Here is an 18,072-nt window from a genome sequence, read left to right as displayed (position 1 = left end):
AGGCCGGCTTAATCAATGTTAGGTACTTGTATAACCTTCGAGTCTGCCCAAAGGTTCTCTAAGTTATAAAATGCACGTTGTTCCGGCAGGAATATATGTACAAGAACCGTGCCATAATCCATGCCGATCCATTGAGCGCCCTGTGTACCGTCAATAGACAAAGGCTTCTCATTTGCATTCTTGCGTGCGAAATCCCATACGGAATCGGATAAAGCAGAAACTTGGGTAGGAGTGTTTCCCTCACAAATAACCATATATTGACAAATGGCACCAGAAGTCTGGCTTAAATCTACTGTTACAATATTTTTGCCTCTTTTTTCTTGAAGGCCTTCAACAATCGTTTTTACTAATTCTTTTGTTTGATCCATTTATTTCTATTGATATAATTTTCCAAGTCGCAAATATACTTCTTAATTCGTTACATACGTCTTTTTCTTTCATTAATATATGTGTAATACCTTGTTTGAGACTATCTCCTCGATCGTTATAAGCTTTTAAAAAAACACGTACGTCTTTCGGAGAAAACATGTACGTGTTTTATCCGAAAGACGTACGTGTTTTTTCTGGATATTTTTTTCGAAGGTTTATTTGCAAATTTTGAAAAAGTATATACCTTTGCACTCGCTAACAAGAGAGTTGGTGATTTGTTAAATATTGTTCTATGGTGTAATGGTAGCACAACAGATTCTGGTCCTGTTTGTCCTGGTTCGAATCCAGGTAGAACAACGTTTAAAGTTTACTTGACAATTTTGTAGAGATTGTTCTATGGTGTAATGGTAGCACAACAGATTCTGGTCCTGTTTGTCCTGGTTCGAATCCAGGTAGAACAACATAAAAAAAGCCTCGTTATTCGATAAGAGTAGCGAGGCTTTTTGTTGTAGATATCATGTTTTTATTTGTAACGAAGCCATTTGGACATCTCCTTTATACTAGGTTTCTTACCATACATGAGAATGCCTACACGGTATATTTTGGCGGAAAACCAAGTAAAACCGATGGATGATATATACAAAAATCCAATGGAAAGTAGTATTTCCCACAAAGGCACCTCGAATGGCACCCGGACCATCATGACGATCGGAGAAGTGAAGGGGATCATGGAGCACCAGAAAGCTAATGGTCCGTCAGGGTTTTCCATGCTATAGATCCCCGCATAGAGGGCGAAAACCAAAAGAAGCGTGACTGGTAGCATGAATTGTTGCGTGTCTTCTTGGCCGTCTACAGCTGATCCGATAGCGGCGAATAAAGAAGAATATAATAAGTAGCCGCCTATGAAATAAGCGATAAACAAGATGCCTATCTCGGTGAAGTTAATCGTATGAAGCATCTCTATCCATTCATTTGCCGGCTGCTGGGCTGCGATAACCGTCATGTTAGGGGTTGTGTTAAGTGCCATGCTTGATTGCAAGATCTCGCTTTCCATACCTCCTCCCAAAAAGAAAGTTCCCCCGGTGATGAGAATAAAGGTCATAACCGCCCAAAGGAATACTTGCGTAAGCCCGACAAAACCGATTCCTATAATTTTACCCATCATTAAGTCGAAAGGTTTGACGGACGAGATCATAATCTCGATGATCCGGTTCGTCTTTTCTTCCATAACCCCTTGCATGACCATTCCTCCATAGATTAGGATGAACATATAGATAAGCATGGTGAAAATTACTCCGGTTATGGATGCCACTACGGACGAGGATTGCTTTTCGCTTCCGTCATCCCCCCATTTGATCGTTTGTATGTTGAAATCTACTTTACTTTCTTTTATGATCTCTTGTAGATTGGGGATATTGAATGTTGCCAGTTTGTCACTCTCTATCTGTTTCTTTAATGTCATATTGACGAGTCGGCTCAAATCCGCCGGGATTTGTTTCTTGGAATAGAGGGTTGCGTTTTTCGGATTTTTCTGCAAGTCGTCGGAGATGTTGAGAAATGCGAATATCTCCTTTTCCGACATTTGCCTGTACTTATCCATATCTTTGTCGCCGTTGATAAAACGATAGCTTTCCGTATCCTCGAACAACGGGGCGTATTTGCCGGTGGCGTCGAGTATGGCGACTGTATGAACCTCATCTCCCTTGATGGAAGAGAGCCATAGGGGGACGAACGCAAGTGCAGCGAATAGAAACGGTGTGAGGAACGTGAGCAGGATAAATGACTTTTTACTTACTCTCCGGAGATATTCCCGTTTGATGATTAATCCAATTTTGCTCATACCTTTGATGTGTTTGTACCGGAAACGGTGTTGATAAAAATGTCATTCATAGAAGGGATCTCCTCCGTGAAGGAAAGAATCTCATATTGGGACGCCAGCCGGGTAAGCCAATCGGAGTTACTGATATTTTCTTCCTTGCGTATCCTTAACTCCTCAATACCTCCAGTCTCCTTGCGTACATTTAATATATAGGTATTACTCTTAAACCGTTCCCGTACCTCCTTGACATTGCCGGACAGGACGACCTCAGAGCGATTGATTAAAGCAATCTCGTCACAAATCTCCTCAACGGAGGACATGTTGTGAGTTGAGAATATAATGGTATGTCCGGCCGCCTTCAATTCCAATATCTCTTGTTTAAGGCGATCGGCGTTGACCGGATCGAATCCGCTAAATGGCTCGTCAAAGATCAATAGCTCGGGTTCGTGTATCACGGTAATGATGAACTGTACTTTCTGTTGCATACCTTTCGACAGCTCTTCCAGTTTGCGATTCCACCAAGGCATGATGTCAAATTTCTCGAACCAACGGGTCAAACGACTGCGTGCCTCTGGGTAGGAGAGACCTTTCAATTGTGCCAGATAGATCGCCTGCTCCCCGACTTTCATCTTTTTATACAACCCTCTCTCTTCCGGCAAGTAACCGATCTGGTAGATGTCTTCCGGGCTGGATTCATGGCCGTTGAAGCGAACGATTCCGCTATCCGGTGCCGTAATCCGGTTGATGATCCGGATCAAGGTTGTCTTGCCCGCCCCGTTAGGCCCCAGTAATCCAAAGATTGTTCCTTGAGGAACTTGGATACTTACCTTGTTCAGCGCCAGATGCCCGGCGTACTGTTTTACCACGTTTTCTGTCTCAAGGAAATTCATAGATGTTTTTTTATTACATTTTTAATACGATACGCTCACCTAGCTCTTTGCAGAGCACGTTCTTGATCTCGTTGAGGTGGGCGTTCTGTTTCATTAAATCAAAGATCTGTTCCATGTCACCCTTGTTTTGAGCCTCTTTGATTTTCGCTTGGATATCCTTTATCTTATAGAGGATATAGGCATCTTTCATGGAATAGATTTCCCGGGGTACCAAGTAATCCAATTTATCTTCTTCTTGCTCCAGTTCCCTGAACTTCGTATGATATTTACTAAGCTGGTACTTATCGCTGATAAGGTTGGCGGCAAGCCGGCTGATGTTCGGGTCCGGATGGGCAAGGAAATAACGACTGGCCATAAAGCCCTCGTTTTGACAATGTTCAGCAGCTTCGTCCAGCATTTGTTTGAAGGCTGGCGTATAAAACGTAAGGTCATCACGTTCCAGATCGAAACGGATATAATCGGCGACCCTCATGATGACATGCTCGTTGGTCTCCTCATCTACGTAGTCATAGAGGACACGTTCGCCATATCGTACGATATAGCGCAGAAGAGCCAACTCATAAGCCTCAAAAGGAGAACGTTTCGGTTGGACCTGTATGTTGGGAGCCGTCGGAACCTCGTAGGGAGGAGTAGGGGGCGGACCCGCTTCCTCTTCCGGAATATAGTCCTCGGGCGGTGGAGGCGGAATATTTTCCGGAGGAAGGGTATTCGCCTCTTCCGGTGTATACGGTTGGTAGCCGGGGAAATCCGGATACTCCGGAATCGTATTGACGGGAGATTGAATGGGCGGTGTATTCCTTACGGATTTAGCCGCTTGGTTCTCTTCCTTGTTGAGACGGATCTTATTGACCTCGTTGAGTAAGACTTGCTCGTCTATCTCCATGGTCGTACTACATTCCCGGATATACACGGAGCGAGCGATATTATTAGGTATGATCGCTACCGTACGGATAATATCCGAGATCAGGGCGGAACGTTTGATCGGATCGCCCCCCGCTTCCGCCAATAGTAACTTTGTCTTGAAACGGATGAAATCCGTCTCGTTCTGGCTGATAAACTCTGCGAACTCGCTTGCGCTATGGCTGCGGGCAAACGAGTCCGGATCTTCTCCCGCCGGAAGAAGCACGACCTTGACGTTCATCCCTTCTTCCAATAACATATCGATACCCCGGAGAGCCGCTTTGATTCCGGCGGCGTCTCCATCGTATAATACCGTGATATTATTCGTGAAACGATGTATGAGCCGGATTTGCCCTTGCGTGAGCGCCGTACCCGAGGAGGCAACCACGTTCTCTACGCCCACTTGGTGCATACCGATTACGTCCATATATCCTTCCACCAAGAAACAGCGATCCTGTTTCATGATTGCTTGCTTAGCGAAATAGATGCCGTAAAGCTCGTTACTCTTATGATAAATCTCGCTTTCGGGAGAGTTTACGTACTTCGCGGTCTTCTCGTCCTTTTTCAATACACGTCCGCCGAATGCCACGACCTTTCCACTTAGCGTATGGACGGGAAAGATAACACGTCCCCGAAAACGATCGTTCACGTTTCCGTTATCATAAGCGATAACTAAACCGGTTTTCTCGAGGAATTCCTTTTTATAACCTGCTTTTATAGCGGTTTTGTATAAAGCATCCCGCTGGTCCAAGCTATACCCGAGCTGGAATTTACGGATGATATCTTCCCGCAATCCTCGCTCGGCAAAGTAACGCATACCTACGCTTTTCCCTTCAACATGCTCATGTAATAAAGTAGAGAAGTATTGTCCCGCCCAACTATTGACGATAAGCATACTTTCCCGGTCGCTACGGATTTGTTTCTCTTTCTCGGTAAGTTCCCGTTCCTGTATCTCTATATTGTATTTTTTCGCCAGAAAGCGTAAAGCGTCGAAATAGCTGAGTTGCTCATGCTTCATGATGAAGTGAACGGCGGTTCCACCTTCTCCGCAAGCGAAACACTTACAGATATTCTTTGAGGGGGATACGTAAAAAGACGGTGATTTGTCCGAATGAAATGGGCATAATCCTACATAGTTGATCCCTCGTTTCCGAAGAGTCACGAATTCAGAGACAACATCCACGATGTTCGCCGCGTCCAATATCCGGTCTATGGTAGGTTGATCGATCATTTTAAATTACTCCTTATTTTAGCGAACACAAATGTAGTGAAAAATAACCAAACACAAACAAGGCTTGATGTTTGCTTGTGTTTGGTTATTTTTTGCTATATTTGCGGCGTGAAACGAATGCTACTCTCCAAGTACGCCTTCCAACTTATAAGATTATATTTTGTAACTGATTGGATATTAATAGAATATACATCCTTTCAGGACTAGAAGAATTATCCATCATTCTGTGGAACATCCTTTGACAGACAATTGGTTCGTATTGCGAGACTTGACCCGTCCCAATGCTAAACGCCCGGCCTATAGGTTGCTGGAGGAAAAGGGCATAGAGGTTTTCACTCCTATGCGTTGGCAGTTGGTCGAGAGGAAGGGTAAGCGGATTCGTGAGGAGGTTCCTCTTCTGCACGATTTACTTTTTGCCCATACGATCTGTGCGTGTATGGATCCAATCGTAGAAGAGATCAGTACTCTCCAATATCGTTATTTGCGTGGTGGCTACCGTAAGCCGATGACGGTAGGCCATGCGGAGATGAACCGTTTTATCCGTGCTGTCCATTCCGATGATTCCCCGCGTTATTTCTTGGTTGAAGAATTAACTCCAGCGATGTACGGTCGCATGATCCGCATCGAGGGTGGCCCATTGGATGGCTACGAGGGACGCTTACTTTCTATACGGGGTTCCCGAGTGAAACGTTCGATAGTGGAGATCCCCGGTCTGTTGGTCGCCGCTGTGGAGGTCGATCCTGTATATATTCGATTACTATAACATAGATCCCCTATATTCTACGGGAACGCATTGGGTGGCGTTTGAGCGGTCTGTTTATCAGCTGTTGCGTTTGTCACCCCAAAATCATAGGGCAATTTCAATTAGTTGACTTGGAGGATTCAATTATTCTTTATATTTTTGTCTTTAGAACAAAAAGAATGAGCCTATGAAGTCTACAGAGGAATACTTAAGTATATTAAGGAGCGAAAAAGAATCGTTGTTTCGTAAATATCAGATAAGTAATCTTGGTTTGTTTGGCTCGGTGGCTCGTTATGAACAAAGGGAAGATAGTGATATTGATATATATTACGAGAGTTCTCATATGAGTTTGTTTACATTATGTCGCCTAAAGTCAGAACTTGAGAAACTTCTAGGTTGTTCTGTTGATTTATTCCGTAAAAGAGAGTCATTTGCAGGAACTCGTATGGAAAAATCCATAAATAAAGATTTGATTTATGTATAAATGGAAAGATTCGGGACGAATTTTGGATTTAATAGACATGATGATTGATTCAATTCATGTTATATAAGTCCGTACATCTCATATTAAGGATGGCAATGATTTCTTATTGACTCCTGATGATATGTTCGTTTTGGATGGTGTTTGTATGAAATTGATTTTTATTGGTGAAAGTGTAAAAACTATAGATAAACTTTCAGAAGGAGAACTTTTCCCTTTATATCCTGTAATTCCTTGGAAGGAGATTATGAAGTTGCGGGATGTGATACTCATCATTATCTTAAAATAGATGTTGATATTGTTTATTCAACAATGAAGGAGGACTTACCCCTTTTGCAGGCAACCTTATTATCGATGAAGCAAGCTATTCTATCATAAACCATTCATCAATAATCCGTTCTCCACATGGGTCAGCAGGATACGCTCATTGAGTACTTCTGCCCCGCTGACAATTATGGGAAAGGTCTCTTGTATCATTGTTGTCTAGGTTTAAAAGAGAGAGACGCAAGAAGATATACCCAAAGCCGTCAAAGCGGCGATTAATGAGGAAAGATGTTTGGAGATTTTTTGAATAGGGGTAAACACGGACAGCTTGACTTTGAGAATATAGATGACTTGGAGGACGGAACTCCGATCGTTGCTAGATATAATAATAGGGAATTTCAGTTTGGTATTTACGGGGAAGGTTATGTTATCTATCAAGATTGCTGGCAGACGAAAGCCGGAGTTCTTGTGTTCAGTTTGGAACAAAGTTCCATTGAAGGGTTTTTCGAGGATTCAACAGTCTATGAATATACGCCCGATTTTGAATTTGATAAAAAGAAAGCGTATTATAATGCAAGACGCAATTTCTCGGAGCCGGGAAATAGTGTATGGGGATGATTTCACGCTCATGTGTATGCTCGACAGCATCGAAACTCATCACTTTCGTCACTTGGTTCTTGCATATGCTTGTTCCTTTGCGATCTCATGCCTGAAATGATCCGAAAATAACCCCCGAGGAGATGGTCAAAGAGCGTTTCATCCGTACCCGTATCAACGATGCGTGAAGCAGTCGTCTCAGACACCGCTCAACTGGCCGTTTTTGAGAAGATATACTGCATGTGCCCGAGGATATATACTGCGTTAGGCAATTAATATATACTTCACAGGGCAATTAATATATACTTCGTTTTCCATATCTACGGTTGCAATGTGCAGATCCTGCCCAATGCAACCCATGCGATCCAAATCATCCACCAGGGTGATGGTACGATCTTGCGGACGGAAAGCTGTATTACGCCCGCCGCTTCGGGACGCCACGAGTCACAGGCGCCGCCGTTGGGAAAAGTTAGGGCACTGAATATAAAACAAACAAAATACAAATGATGGATTTTCATAAGGGCAGATGGCGATTGGCCTTAGGCCGTCTGGTGAATTTGCGGTATATCAACCGTTGGATCATTTTTAGTGCGGACCTTTTCGTTTCGCTCTCCGTGTCGTTGCTGGGCGTACTAGGAATGTTCTCCATTCTGCATATACGTATAGGAGAGTCTGATGTGCTGAAAGTAGGCCTCTCCTCATTTGTGGGCAGTATCGTTTCGTTCTTGCTGTTCAAAGCATATCATGGGGTTATTCGCCATTCCACGCTGCGTGGCTTGTGGCGGATCGGTGGTGCTGCGATCGGCAAGTCGCTCTTGATGTTCCTGCTGCTTTGGCTGTTGAAAGCCCGTTTCAGCCCTTCTATCTATTGGTTGGGTGGAATCATGGACAGTACGTTGACGATCGTGATGTTGGTCACGTTGCGTGTCTTCGTGATCAATGTCTATAACAGCGTCCTCCTGCAACTCGGCAAGAAACGCAAGCGGGTATTGGTCTTTGGCACGGAGGAGGAGAGTGTGATGATCGCCACATCGGCGAACCGTCAGGTATTCATGCAGAATTATAGCATCATGGGCTTCCTTTCCTTTGGCAATTCCAAGAAAAGCATCCGGATCGCGGAGTTACCGGTCTACCAGATCGAGAACGTGGAGGATCTGTATCGCTTGATCCCTCGTAATAGTTTGGATGGCGTTCTCTTCCCCAATATAAAGGTTGCCCATCAGGAGCGTGACCGTTTGATCCGTTATTGCGAGCAGGCCTCCTTGAAGACATTGGTAGTCCCGGAGATGGAGGAGCTACGTGGAGGTGAGGCGAAACGTTCCGTCCGAGAGATCCGTATCGAGGATTTGCTAGGTCGTGAGGAGATCCATATCAACCTGGATGAGATCGGCAATTTGTTGGAAGGGAAGACTGTACTTGTCACGGGAGCCGCCGGCAGTATCGGTAGCGAGATCAGTCGCCAGCTGGCTCATTTCCCGATTAAGAAGTTGGTTTGCTTCGATTCCGCCGAGACTCCGATGCATAATCTCCGTCTGGAATTGGAAGAAAAATATAAGGGACTAAACTTTGTCCCAGTAATCGGCGATGTCCGTAGCCCGGACCGTGTGGATTATGTGTTCCGCAACTGGCACCCCCAAGTAGTGTTCCATGCGGCGGCCTACAAGCATGTCCCTTTAATGGAGGAGAACCCCTGCGAGGCGATCCGAACAAACGTGTTCGGTACTCGTGTGATGGCGGATGCCGCTGTAAGCTATGGTGTGGAGAAATTTGTGATGATCAGTACGGATAAGGCGGTGAACCCCACGAACATCATGGGCTGTAGCAAGCGCTTGGCCGAAATCTATGTACAGAGTCTGAGCCTTGCGATCGAGCGAGGAGAGGTGAAAGGCGAGACGCGTTTCATTACGACCCGCTTTGGCAATGTTCTAGGTAGCAATGGGTCGGTTATCCCCCGTTTCCGTGAACAAATCGCTCAAGGAGGCCCCGTGACGGTTACCCATCCCGATATCATCCGTTACTTCATGACCATTCCTGAGGCTTGCCGTCTGGTATTAGAGGCCGGTACGATGGGCAAGGGTGGTGAGATCTTCATCTTCGACATGGGAGAGCCGGTGAAGATAGCGGATTTGGCGAAGCGCATGATTGAACTGTCCGGGTTGCAGGTAGACAAGGATATCGAGATCAAGTATACTGGTCTTCGCCCCGGCGAGAAACTATATGAGGAGCTATTGAACAACAAGGAGAATACGAAAGAGACTCCTCACGAAAAGATCCGGGTAGCGGCGGTTCGTGAGTATGACTATAAGGATGTAGTAGAGCACATCCGTGTATTGACCGAATTATCCCTCCGTGTTCAGATCCTCTCGATGGTGAGGGAGATGAAATCCTTCGTGCCTGAGTTCAAGAGCCAGAACTCCCGGTTTGAGGAGTTGGATTGAATGTATTGTTATAATTGAATATTTATTTGTTTCTTTGCCATTATCCTTAGCAAGACAGATCGTCTGAAAAGCAATCAATAGGAGGAAGGAGGTATGGTAATAGAAAAGATTGGTTACATAGTGATGCTTATCACAGAGTTTGCCAAACCTTATCATTTGACACCGCAGCAGGCATATCGTTATATCGCTAGATATAAGGAATAGAAGTCTGTTTTGAGCATTATGGTATAATGCATACTTTGTCGTTGGATGATAATTTGATTAGCTTCGCTCTTTTTGGAAAAAAACTATTTCTAAGCTTCAAGTAATTTAAATGATGGAAACTGCAGATGTTGAATTTATGATGAATTGCCTCTGTGTGATATACTGAGTACTCTTGTTGAGGAACGAGGAATGGTAATTACAGTGGCTTTTGAGATACTATACAATTCTGATACTTATCAAAAACTGCTGAATCCTACTTCTGACCTTTATTTCCAAAGTCCACGCCATGTCTTGTTTTATTTGGATAAAGAATTCACTCAGGGGAAATTGGAAAGTGCTTAACGATAGGACGGTTAATTTGATAAACATTGTAAACACTCAAATTAGGGCTCAATATTAGAAGACTTATCTTTGCTGCGTAAATTTTAAATTTAGAATTATGTGCAGTAGCGAAGATTTAGAAGAGTCTTTAATTTGATACAGTTCCATTTCCCTTAATATATGTAAGAGCAGAGTTTATGGCAAGATGGATTTAGGGATTCAGATAAGTTCTAAAGTGATTACTTGCAGTTTAAAATCCCGATTGCTTTGTTCTATTAGTCTAAAGAAAACGTTTATGTTCGATTGATATGTCTTCTCCTTCGATAAAAAAGAACTTTATTTATAAAAGTATACTGACCCTATCTACTTACTTAATTAATCTTATGATATTCCCTTATGTATCAAGAGTATTAGGTGTGGAATATGTTGGCTTGGTTAATTTCGTGGATAATACAGTGAATTATTTTCTGTTATTTGCGACCATGGGTATGAGTATATTAGGGATACGTGAGATAGCTGCGGTAAAAAATGATTACCAAAGGAAAAGTCAGGTATTTTCCAATTTGATGGGTATGAACATCGTGTTTACATTATTTACATTAATCGTTTATCTAATCTGCATAGCTGTTGTACCTAAATTCAACCAATATGAAGAATTGTTTTATATAGGAGCAGGTAAGATACTATTTTCCGCATTTCTGATAGAATGGTTTTTTACCGGAATTGAGAACTTTCATTATATAACTTTGCGTAGTTTGTTTATTAAATGTATATATATCATATCCATATTGTTCTTGATTAAATCTCCTGCTGATTATCGGCTCTATTTTATCTTGACTGTGGGTGTTGTAGTGATAAATGCGTTGATTAATACCGTATATGTATATCGTTTTATTGATTTTCAGTTCAAGGATTTATTTTCCACACGGTTTTATAGGCAAAACTGTATGCTAGGACTTTATGCGATCATGACATCTATGTATCTTACGTTCAATGTGATGTATTTAGGTCTTGTGTCTGATAATGTGGAAGTAGGTTATTATACCACGGCGTTTAAGCTCTATTATGTAATATTGGGTTTGTTCTCAGCTTTTACCAATGTGATGCTGCCACGAATGAGCGCATTGATTTCAGAAGGAGAGGGACAGCGTTTTCATGAACTGATTGGTCGTTCGTTTATGGTAATAACGATGTTTAGTATTCCGATGATAGCCTGTAGTATAGCCTTGGCTCCTCAGATGATTTTTATTTTGGCGGGAGCAGGATATGAGGGAGCTATATTGCCTATGCGAATCATAATGCCCGCGATATTATTTGTAGGGATTGCGCAAGTGTTGGCTATTCAGGTTCTAATTCCTATGAAGAAAGACAAGATACTGTTGAAAGCTTCTGTTATAGGTGCTTTAGTTGCTTTATTAGTAAACTTAACAGTGGTATATCGGTTGGAAAGCGTAGGATCTGCTTTGGTATTGGTGGCATCTGAGACGGTGGTGACATTATTTTATATTTTATATACATTTCATCATAAGTTAGTTCATTTACCTTTGAAATACCTTGGACAAAGTATAGTTTGTGCTATACCAAGTCTCTTAGTTTGTTTATTATGTGGTAATATGATAGAAAATCCATCCCTGTCTTTTTTAGTAGCTCTTTTTGCTGGGGGGACTTGTTGGTTAGTGTCCTTTTATTTTATGAAAGGAAGAAATATTATAAGATATAAACCTTAATATATCCTCTGATGATTTATGCGTTTATTGTATTCCTGATGATTTTGTGTATCTACATTTATGATATACATAATAGCACTCGCTATAAATATACTTCTTTTTATTCGATTATATTCATCCTTATCCTGCTGAATGTGTTGAGTTATAAGATTGGTGGAGACACAGAAGTGTATATGTATCGTTGGAAGTATGATTATAGATCAATTTTTAATGTACCTTTGGCAGATGAAATAGATATTCGTTCAAAAGAAAGGCTTGGCTGGATATTATTGACATCATTTCTAAAAGGAATATGGGATAATTTTATCCTGTTAAGAATTGTCCTAGCTTGTTGGATAAATATGGTAGTGGCTTATTTTATTAAGAAAAACACTCGGTATATATTTACTGTGTTGCTGATCTATTTTGTAGTTTCTTATTTTAATTATAATTTTGAAATATTGCGTGAAAGCATTTCTATATCGTTTTTCTTGTTGTCATTCTCTTATTATCTAAATAAGTCATGGTTGAAGTATTTTTTGTGTTTCTTAGTTGCCTTCATGTTTCATGAGTCATCTTTGGTTTTACTGCTTCTTCCATTTTTTTATCTTGTTAATAAATTGAACTCTAGTAGTTTGTTTCTTCTTGTGTCTGTTCTGTATATATTTTTGAGTTCTTTGGATCTTGTAAATATATTGCTCTCTATAGTAGGATCTGATTTCGCTTTTTATGAAAAGTTGATAATTTATATGAATTCGGATATATATGGAGAAAATACAAGGGTTAATCCTTATGCATTCATTGTTGCTTCTGTTTTAACTCCTTTTATATCGTTGTTTATTTTAAAAAAACAACGAGGAAAAGAGTATTTAGTGATTTTTATATTGATGTCGATACTATTTAATATTTTGACATCAAGAGTGTATATATTTTATAGATTTACCAATTATATACTTTTGCCACTTGCAGTGGCTTATGCGGAAGTAATACATGCATTTTCTTCAAGATTTGTTGTTGGGAAACGGAAGAATATATTTGTTATACCTGTTTTGCTGTTCTATTTGTCATATAAAGTGTATAATATTTATATGGGCGATGGAGGAACAGATGGTAAATTTTATGATAGATATTTCCCCTATAGTTCTATAATCGATAAAAATGTTTCCAGTTATAGAACTCATATCTTAGATCAAATATCTGCTCGTCAGATGTGATAATTATGAATTATTTGCGAATTAAATAAAATTTATGGAATATCAAAATAGAAAAGCTCGTGTTATAGCCTTTTATCTTCCTCAATTTCATCCTATACCAGAAAATGATAAATGGTGGGGTAAGGGATTCACTGAATGGACGAATGTAGGAAAAGCTAAGCCCTTGTTTAAAGGTCATTATCAGCCACGTGTGCCTGCTGATTTAGGGTATTATGATCTTCGGATGCCGGAGGTACGTGAGGCTCAGGCGGAGATGGCTCGTGAAGCAGGGATCGAGGGCTTTTGTTATTGGCATTATTGGTTTGGTAATGGAAAACAATTATTGGAGCGTCCATTCAATGAGGTTCTTGAAAGTGGAAAGCCTAATTTTCCTTTTTGTTTGGGGTGGGCAAATCATACTTGGACAACTAAAACGTGGGCAAATGGAAGGATGGGTCAATCTACAGGAATGATTGCTGAACAAAAGTATTTAGGAAAGGAGGATTATATGATGCATTTCGAATATGTACTGAAAGCATTTAGGGATCCTCGATATATTTGTGTGGATGGAAAGCCTTTATTTGTTGTGTTTGATCCCTATGCTTTACCTAATGATTTTATCCCATTATGGCGTGAGTTAGCGCAAAAAAACGGACTTAAAGATATTCATTTTGTTGGATATACTCAAAATACGAGTGCTCATGGATTAAAAGATGAGCTAGGTAATGATATAGCCAAAGGATATTTCTCCCTTGATGAAGCAGGAATATATTACCAATATTTAATCGATAAATTAGGTTTCGATGCAGTTGCTTCTTTTGGCACTTGGCGTGCTGAAGTGCAACTTAAAAATAGAATATGGTTTATTATTCATAGAGTATTATCTTCTAGGTTTCATATTTCTTCATTAGATAAGTATGACTATTTAAAAATTATTAAATATTACTATGTTCCTGAGGATAAGTGGGATAATGTGTATCCTTCGCTTCTGCCTCAGTGGGATCGAAGCCCTCGTTCAGGAGTAAATGGCATTTATGTTAATTCCACACCGGTGAATTTTAAGAAAATGATTTACGAGGCTTTGAATCTTCTAAATAATAAGCAAGATGAACATAGAATTTTATTTCTTAAATCATGGAATGAATGGGCTGAAGGTAATTATGTTGAGCCTGACTTAAAATATGGTCATGGCTATTTAGACGTATTACGAGAATGTCTAGTAAATGATAAATAGGATTATGTTTATAGCATTAATATCTCGTGGTGTTCCTTCTAAACGTGATCCTCAATGGGGTTGTTTTGAAAAAGATCAAGCGGAAGCTCTTGTGGCAGTCGGGCATAAGGTTGCCGTGATTAGTGTGGATAGCCGTTTCCGGCTCTATTGGCGAAAACCTGGTATTTCTCATTATCGCTTGAATGGCATTGATTATTATGATTGTTTTTGGGTACCAGGAATTATCACCCATAGATTATTTGGAAAAAAAGTTGATTTTTCAATTAAAAGAATTCAACTTAAGAGGTTGTTTAATCGAGTGATTCGGGAACATAGCCTGCCGGATGTACTTTATTCTCATTATTTGACAAACTCATATGCTGCACTTATTTTGAAAAAGATGTATAATTTGCCATTGGTGGCAATTGAGCATTGGAGTCAGCTTAATAAGGATGTTTTATCGGATTATGCTGTTTGGTTAGGACGGGCAACTTATTCAGATTGTGATGCCGTGATTTCTGTTTCAGAATCTTTGAGGCAGCGTTTACTTCAACATTTTCAGATAAACAGTATTGTTGTGCATAATATGGTTGGATCAGAGTTTTGCTATAATTGTTCGAGAGGTAGCAAGGATGGTAAGATTCGTTTTGTTTCAACAGGTAGTTTGATTCATCGTAAAGGATATGATTTGTTAATCTCTGCTTTTGGTCAGCTCAAACTTCCTTTGGATAAATGGGAGTTGTTATTATAGGTGAGGGGGAGGAGCGTGTGAATTTGGAACAGCAGATTGATCGGGCAGGCTTGAATAGTAATGTTTATTTGTTAGGAAGGAAAGGGAAAAAAGAGATTGGCTCTATATTATGTAATAGTGATGTTTTTGTCTTGCCGTCGCGATCTGAAACTTTTGGTGTTGTTTATGTAGAAGCAATGATGATGGGATTACCCGTTATAGCTACAGTTTGTGGAGGTCCTGAAGAATTTGTGCAAAAAACAGATGGCTTACTTGTTCCTTGTGATGATGTTGAGGCGCTTTCTTCTGCAATAAAGGATATGTATGAGAATTGTCATCAATATGATCACAAAAAGATTTCAGCTGATAGTCGTGCTCGATTTTCTCCAAATGTAATAGCTTCTCAACTAATCAACGTATTTCAAGAAGTAATGTGTAAATAATGAAGGATATTGCTATTTATGGGGCTGGTGGTTTTGGTCGTGAAGTAGCCTCATTGATAAAACGAATAAATCGTATAGAAAATCAATGGAATTTTGTTGGTTTTTTTGATGATGATTTTAGGAATAAACCAAAAGGAAGTTCAAATGAATATGGATCTTTATTGGGTGGTATTGATGATTTGAATACTTATCCGTCAAATTTATCCTTGATTCTTGCTTTTGGAAATCCTAAAATATCGTATAGAGCTTATTCGAATATAAATAATCCTTTAATTGATTTTCCTAACATTGTTGCGCCCGAAGCTTATGTTTTAGATTGGGATAATTTTTTGATGGGAAAGGGTAATATTATCTGTAGTTTCGCTTCAATGAGTTGTAATGTTAGATTAGGAGATTTTAATGTTTTCAATAACAGGGTTTCTTTAGGACATGATGCTAAAGTTGGAGATTTCAATTCTTTTATGACAGCCGCTAGAATTAGTGGAGATACTCAAATTGGAACATTGAATTTTTTTGGTGTATCTTCTGTGGTTTTACAAGGTGTCAAGATAGGAACAGGTACGACTATTGGTGCAAATAGTGTTATAATGCGAAAAACAAAGGATAATAGTGTTTATGTGGGTAATCCCGCAAAAAAGTTTGATTTTATTTAAATATAATAATATATGGAATTACAAGATTTTATCAACAAGTTTTCTGAACAATTTGACGATACAGAGATATCTGTATTTAAGCCTGATACTCATTTTAAGGAGTTGGAAGACTGGTCATCGTTAGTAGCCTTATCCGTAATTGCTATGATTGATGAGGAATATGATGTATCTTTAAAAGGGGATGACTTGCTAAAGTCTGATACTATACAGGAATTGTTTGAACGTATAAAGAAGTGATAGATGGCGACTAATTTGGAAAAATTACAAACCGCTTTCTTTAAGGGTTTAAATCTGTCTTCTATAGACCAAATTCCTGCTCTTAAGTTAAAAGAATCTCCGAATTGGGATTCTGTTGGACATATTACGCTTATTTCAGAAATAGAGGATGCTTTTGACTTAGATTTGGAAGCGGATGATATGTTTGAGATCGATACGTTTGACTCGGCCATTAAGGTCTTAGAAAGTAAATATAATCAAAGATTCTAATGTTTGATTTCTCCTCTTTTCTATCGAATAAGGCTTTTATTACAGAGGATCATCATGTGTATACGTATGCTGATTTGCTGGGATTGTCTGAACGATTTTCTGAGCATCTAGTGCCACGATCATTGATTTTTATCGGCTGTGAGAACTCATTGGAGTCAATTGTGGCTTATGTCTCGTGTTTGCGATCGGGGGTAGTTCCTTTGCTGCTGAGTCGGGATGTTCCGGATGAGACCTTGTATCATTTGGAGGCTATTTATCACCCTCGATATTGTTGGTTCCCTAGTAGAAGAGATCTGCTTGTTAAGGGGAAGGAAAAATATTCATTGGGGGGATATTCTTTGATTCAATATGACGGAGATTCTCCTGTTTTACCTGAGGGGTTAGCTTTGCTATTGACTACATCGGGTAGTACAGGATCTCCTAAACTTGTTCGCTTATCGCATGACAATTTAAAAAGTAACGCATGTTCTATCATTGAATATTTGAAAATAACCTCTTCCGAGAAAGCGATCACATCTTTACCGATGTATTATTCTTATGGTTTATCTGTACTGAATAGCCATTTATTGGCAGGTGCTACCTTGTTGCTGACTGATAAATCGTATGTGCAGCGAGAGTTTTGGAAATTTGTTTTAGAAGAGAAGGCGACATCTTTTGCAGGTGTTCCCTTTACGTATGAAATTCTTAAGAAAATGCGTTTTGAGAAATTCTTGCCTTCATCTGTTAAGGTTATGACGCAAGCTGGTGGTAAATTGAATTCTTCTTTAATTAAGTATTTTTCGGAATATGCACGTTTGCACGATATACGTTTTTATGTAATGTATGGGCAGACAGAGGCCACCGCAAGAATGAGCTACTTACCTGCTGAGTATACTTTGAATAAAGTAGGGAGTGTAGGGGTCGCAATACCGGGTGGGCATTTTTCTTTGATTGACGAGGATGGTATGCGGATAGTGTCTCCTAATGTGGAAGGCGAATTAGTATATGAAGGCTCTAATGTTTTTTGGGGATATGCCGAATCATTAGATGATCTGTTTAAAGGTGATGAGAATAAAGGGATACTTTATACTGGCGATTTAGCTTATGTTGACTCGGAGGGATTTTATTATATATCAGGGAGAAAGAAACGTTTCTTGAAATTATATGGAAACCGAATAAGTTTAGATTTTGTCGAATCTATCGTGAAAGATCATTGCCAAGAATGTGCTTGTGTTGGTAGCGATGATAAACTAATTGTTTATGTTACAGATTTGGATAAAATTGATTCTATAAAATCGGTTTTGTCAAACCGAGTATTAATAAATCCTTCAGCTTATGAGGTTCGATTTATTGGCAAGATACCAAGGACTGATTCGGGTAAGATTATCTATTCTGATTTATCAATTATCTAAT

17 protein-coding genes and 2 tRNA genes are annotated in these 18,072 nt (G+C 40.0%); 15 read left to right on the top strand and 4 right to left on the bottom strand.

The window, feature by feature from the left end; genetic code table 11:
* Nucleotides 1-8: 8 nt before the first annotated feature.
* Nucleotides 9-368, bottom strand: a complete 360-nt coding sequence (gene rsfS / locus ACYIA1_RS09845) for a ribosome silencing factor (RefSeq protein ID WP_005854895.1) — start codon at nt 366-368, stop codon at nt 9-11.
* Nucleotides 369-655: 287 nt separating this feature from the next.
* Here rsfS and ACYIA1_RS09840 point away from each other — a divergent pair.
* A tRNA-Gln gene (locus tag ACYIA1_RS09840) sits at nt 656-726 on the top strand.
* Between the two features lie 33 nt (nt 727-759).
* A tRNA-Gln gene (locus ACYIA1_RS09835) sits at nt 760-830 on the top strand.
* A gap of 62 nt (nt 831-892) precedes the next feature.
* On the opposite strand, the gene ACYIA1_RS09830 is transcribed toward ACYIA1_RS09835, so the two are convergent.
* Genes ACYIA1_RS09830 through dnaG form a run of 3 tightly spaced genes read right to left on the bottom strand, consistent with a single transcriptional unit; the run spans nt 893 to nt 5,209 of the window.
* A complete protein-coding gene (locus ACYIA1_RS09830) occupies nt 893-2,209 on the bottom strand; it encodes an ABC transporter permease (RefSeq protein WP_005864952.1) in 1,317 nt (438 codons plus the stop codon).
* Nucleotides 2,206-3,078 (bottom strand): ABC transporter ATP-binding protein, encoded by an 873-nt coding sequence (locus ACYIA1_RS09825; RefSeq protein WP_008780206.1) that lies wholly within the window; start codon nt 3,076-3,078, stop codon nt 2,206-2,208. Before ACYIA1_RS09825 ends, ACYIA1_RS09830 begins: the two co-directional genes overlap by 4 nt.
* A 13-nt stretch (nt 3,079-3,091) precedes the next feature.
* Nucleotides 3,092-5,209, bottom strand: a complete 2,118-nt coding sequence (dnaG, locus tag ACYIA1_RS09820) for a DNA primase (protein WP_480335140.1) — start codon at nt 5,207-5,209, stop codon at nt 3,092-3,094.
* 226 nt (nt 5,210-5,435) lie between these two features.
* Here dnaG and ACYIA1_RS09815 point away from each other — a divergent pair, with 226 nt between their 5' ends.
* The 13 genes from ACYIA1_RS09815 to ACYIA1_RS09755 all read left to right on the top strand — a co-directional run bounded on the left by ACYIA1_RS09815 (nt 5,436) and on the right by ACYIA1_RS09755 (nt 18,071).
* Complete coding sequence (locus ACYIA1_RS09815; protein ID WP_480335138.1) at nt 5,436-5,972, top strand: UpxY family transcription antiterminator; 537 nt, start codon at nt 5,436-5,438, stop codon at nt 5,970-5,972.
* A gap of 166 nt (nt 5,973-6,138) precedes the next feature.
* A complete protein-coding gene (locus ACYIA1_RS09810) occupies nt 6,139-6,435 on the top strand; it encodes a nucleotidyltransferase family protein (protein WP_009275831.1) in 297 nt (98 codons plus the stop codon).
* Nucleotides 6,436-6,984: 549 nt separating this feature from the next.
* Complete coding sequence (locus ACYIA1_RS09805) at nt 6,985-7,314, top strand: hypothetical protein (protein ID WP_005864966.1); 330 nt, start codon at nt 6,985-6,987, stop codon at nt 7,312-7,314.
* Between the two features lie 482 nt (nt 7,315-7,796).
* Nucleotides 7,797-9,731: a polysaccharide biosynthesis protein gene (locus ACYIA1_RS09800; protein WP_480335135.1), complete on the top strand. Its 1,935-nt coding sequence runs from the start codon at nt 7,797-7,799 to the stop codon at nt 9,729-9,731.
* Between the two features lie 833 nt (nt 9,732-10,564).
* On the top strand, nt 10,565-11,983 hold the full coding sequence (locus ACYIA1_RS09795) for a flippase (protein ID WP_010183668.1): 1,419 nt from the start codon (nt 10,565-10,567) through the stop codon (nt 11,981-11,983).
* Between the two features lie 11 nt (nt 11,984-11,994).
* Nucleotides 11,995-13,176, top strand: coding sequence for an EpsG family protein (locus tag ACYIA1_RS09790; RefSeq protein ID WP_009275835.1), 1,182 nt, complete (start codon nt 11,995-11,997; stop codon nt 13,174-13,176).
* Nucleotides 13,177-13,210: 34 nt separating this feature from the next.
* Nucleotides 13,211-14,389, top strand: coding sequence for a glycosyltransferase WbsX family protein (locus ACYIA1_RS09785; RefSeq protein WP_443899633.1), 1,179 nt, complete (start codon nt 13,211-13,213; stop codon nt 14,387-14,389).
* A 4-nt stretch (nt 14,390-14,393) separates the two neighbouring features.
* Entirely contained in the window at nt 14,394-15,119 is a 726-nt protein-coding gene (locus ACYIA1_RS09780; protein WP_480335133.1) for a glycosyltransferase, read from the top strand.
* Nucleotides 15,101-15,541, top strand: a complete 441-nt coding sequence (locus tag ACYIA1_RS09775) for a glycosyltransferase (protein WP_480335131.1) — start codon at nt 15,101-15,103, stop codon at nt 15,539-15,541. Before ACYIA1_RS09780 ends, ACYIA1_RS09775 begins: the two co-directional genes overlap by 19 nt.
* Nucleotides 15,541-16,194 carry an acetyltransferase gene (locus tag ACYIA1_RS09770; RefSeq protein WP_008773341.1) on the top strand — a complete coding sequence of 218 codons (654 nt, stop codon included), beginning with the start codon at nt 15,541-15,543 and terminating at the stop codon, nt 16,192-16,194. Before ACYIA1_RS09775 ends, ACYIA1_RS09770 begins: the two co-directional genes overlap by 1 nt.
* A 12-nt stretch (nt 16,195-16,206) precedes the next feature.
* The gene (locus ACYIA1_RS09765) at nt 16,207-16,431 is read left to right on the top strand and encodes a phosphopantetheine-binding protein (RefSeq protein WP_008773340.1); all 225 of its coding nucleotides are present in this window, start codon (nt 16,207-16,209) and stop codon (nt 16,429-16,431) included.
* Nucleotides 16,432-16,434: 3 nt separating this feature from the next.
* Nucleotides 16,435-16,680: an acyl carrier protein gene (locus tag ACYIA1_RS09760; RefSeq protein WP_009275838.1), complete on the top strand. Its 246-nt coding sequence runs from the start codon at nt 16,435-16,437 to the stop codon at nt 16,678-16,680.
* Nucleotides 16,680-18,071: an AMP-binding protein gene (locus tag ACYIA1_RS09755; RefSeq protein WP_009275839.1), complete on the top strand. Its 1,392-nt coding sequence runs from the start codon at nt 16,680-16,682 to the stop codon at nt 18,069-18,071. The genes ACYIA1_RS09760 and ACYIA1_RS09755 overlap by 1 nt, the downstream gene beginning before the upstream one ends.
* The last annotated feature ends 1 nt before the right edge of the window (nt 18,072 follow it).

This window comes from Parabacteroides sp. KHUB-02 (genome assembly GCF_056640955.1).
This window is presented reverse-complemented; position numbering and strand designations above follow the sequence as displayed.

Excerpts from the sequence above, each read along its gene's own strand:
- ACYIA1_RS09810 (WP_009275831.1), top strand. The coding sequence starts at position 6,139 with ATGAAGTCTACAGAGGAATACTTAAGTATATTAAGGAGCGAAAAAGAA.
- dnaG (WP_480335140.1), bottom strand. The coding sequence starts at position 5,209 with ATGATCGATCAACCTACCATAGACCGGATATTGGACGCGGCGAACATC.
- ACYIA1_RS09760 (WP_009275838.1), top strand. The coding sequence starts at position 16,435 with ATGGCGACTAATTTGGAAAAATTACAAACCGCTTTCTTTAAGGGTTTA.
- ACYIA1_RS09825 (WP_008780206.1), bottom strand. The coding sequence starts at position 3,078 with ATGAATTTCCTTGAGACAGAAAACGTGGTAAAACAGTACGCCGGGCAT.
- ACYIA1_RS09830 (WP_005864952.1), bottom strand. The coding sequence starts at position 2,209 with ATGAGCAAAATTGGATTAATCATCAAACGGGAATATCTCCGGAGAGTA.
- ACYIA1_RS09800 (WP_480335135.1), top strand. The coding sequence starts at position 7,797 with ATGATGGATTTTCATAAGGGCAGATGGCGATTGGCCTTAGGCCGTCTG.
- ACYIA1_RS09795 (WP_010183668.1), top strand. The coding sequence starts at position 10,565 with ATGTCTTCTCCTTCGATAAAAAAGAACTTTATTTATAAAAGTATACTG.
- ACYIA1_RS09805 (WP_005864966.1), top strand. The coding sequence starts at position 6,985 with ATGTTTGGAGATTTTTTGAATAGGGGTAAACACGGACAGCTTGACTTT.
- ACYIA1_RS09780 (WP_480335133.1), top strand. The coding sequence starts at position 14,394 with ATGTTTATAGCATTAATATCTCGTGGTGTTCCTTCTAAACGTGATCCT.
- ACYIA1_RS09790 (WP_009275835.1), top strand. The coding sequence starts at position 11,995 with ATGATTTATGCGTTTATTGTATTCCTGATGATTTTGTGTATCTACATT.
- ACYIA1_RS09765 (WP_008773340.1), top strand. The coding sequence starts at position 16,207 with ATGGAATTACAAGATTTTATCAACAAGTTTTCTGAACAATTTGACGAT.
- ACYIA1_RS09770 (WP_008773341.1), top strand. The coding sequence starts at position 15,541 with ATGAAGGATATTGCTATTTATGGGGCTGGTGGTTTTGGTCGTGAAGTA.
- rsfS (WP_005854895.1), bottom strand. The coding sequence starts at position 368 with ATGGATCAAACAAAAGAATTAGTAAAAACGATTGTTGAAGGCCTTCAA.
- ACYIA1_RS09775 (WP_480335131.1), top strand. The coding sequence starts at position 15,101 with ATGGGAGTTGTTATTATAGGTGAGGGGGAGGAGCGTGTGAATTTGGAA.
- ACYIA1_RS09785 (WP_443899633.1), top strand. The coding sequence starts at position 13,211 with ATGGAATATCAAAATAGAAAAGCTCGTGTTATAGCCTTTTATCTTCCT.
- ACYIA1_RS09755 (WP_009275839.1), top strand. The coding sequence starts at position 16,680 with ATGTTTGATTTCTCCTCTTTTCTATCGAATAAGGCTTTTATTACAGAG.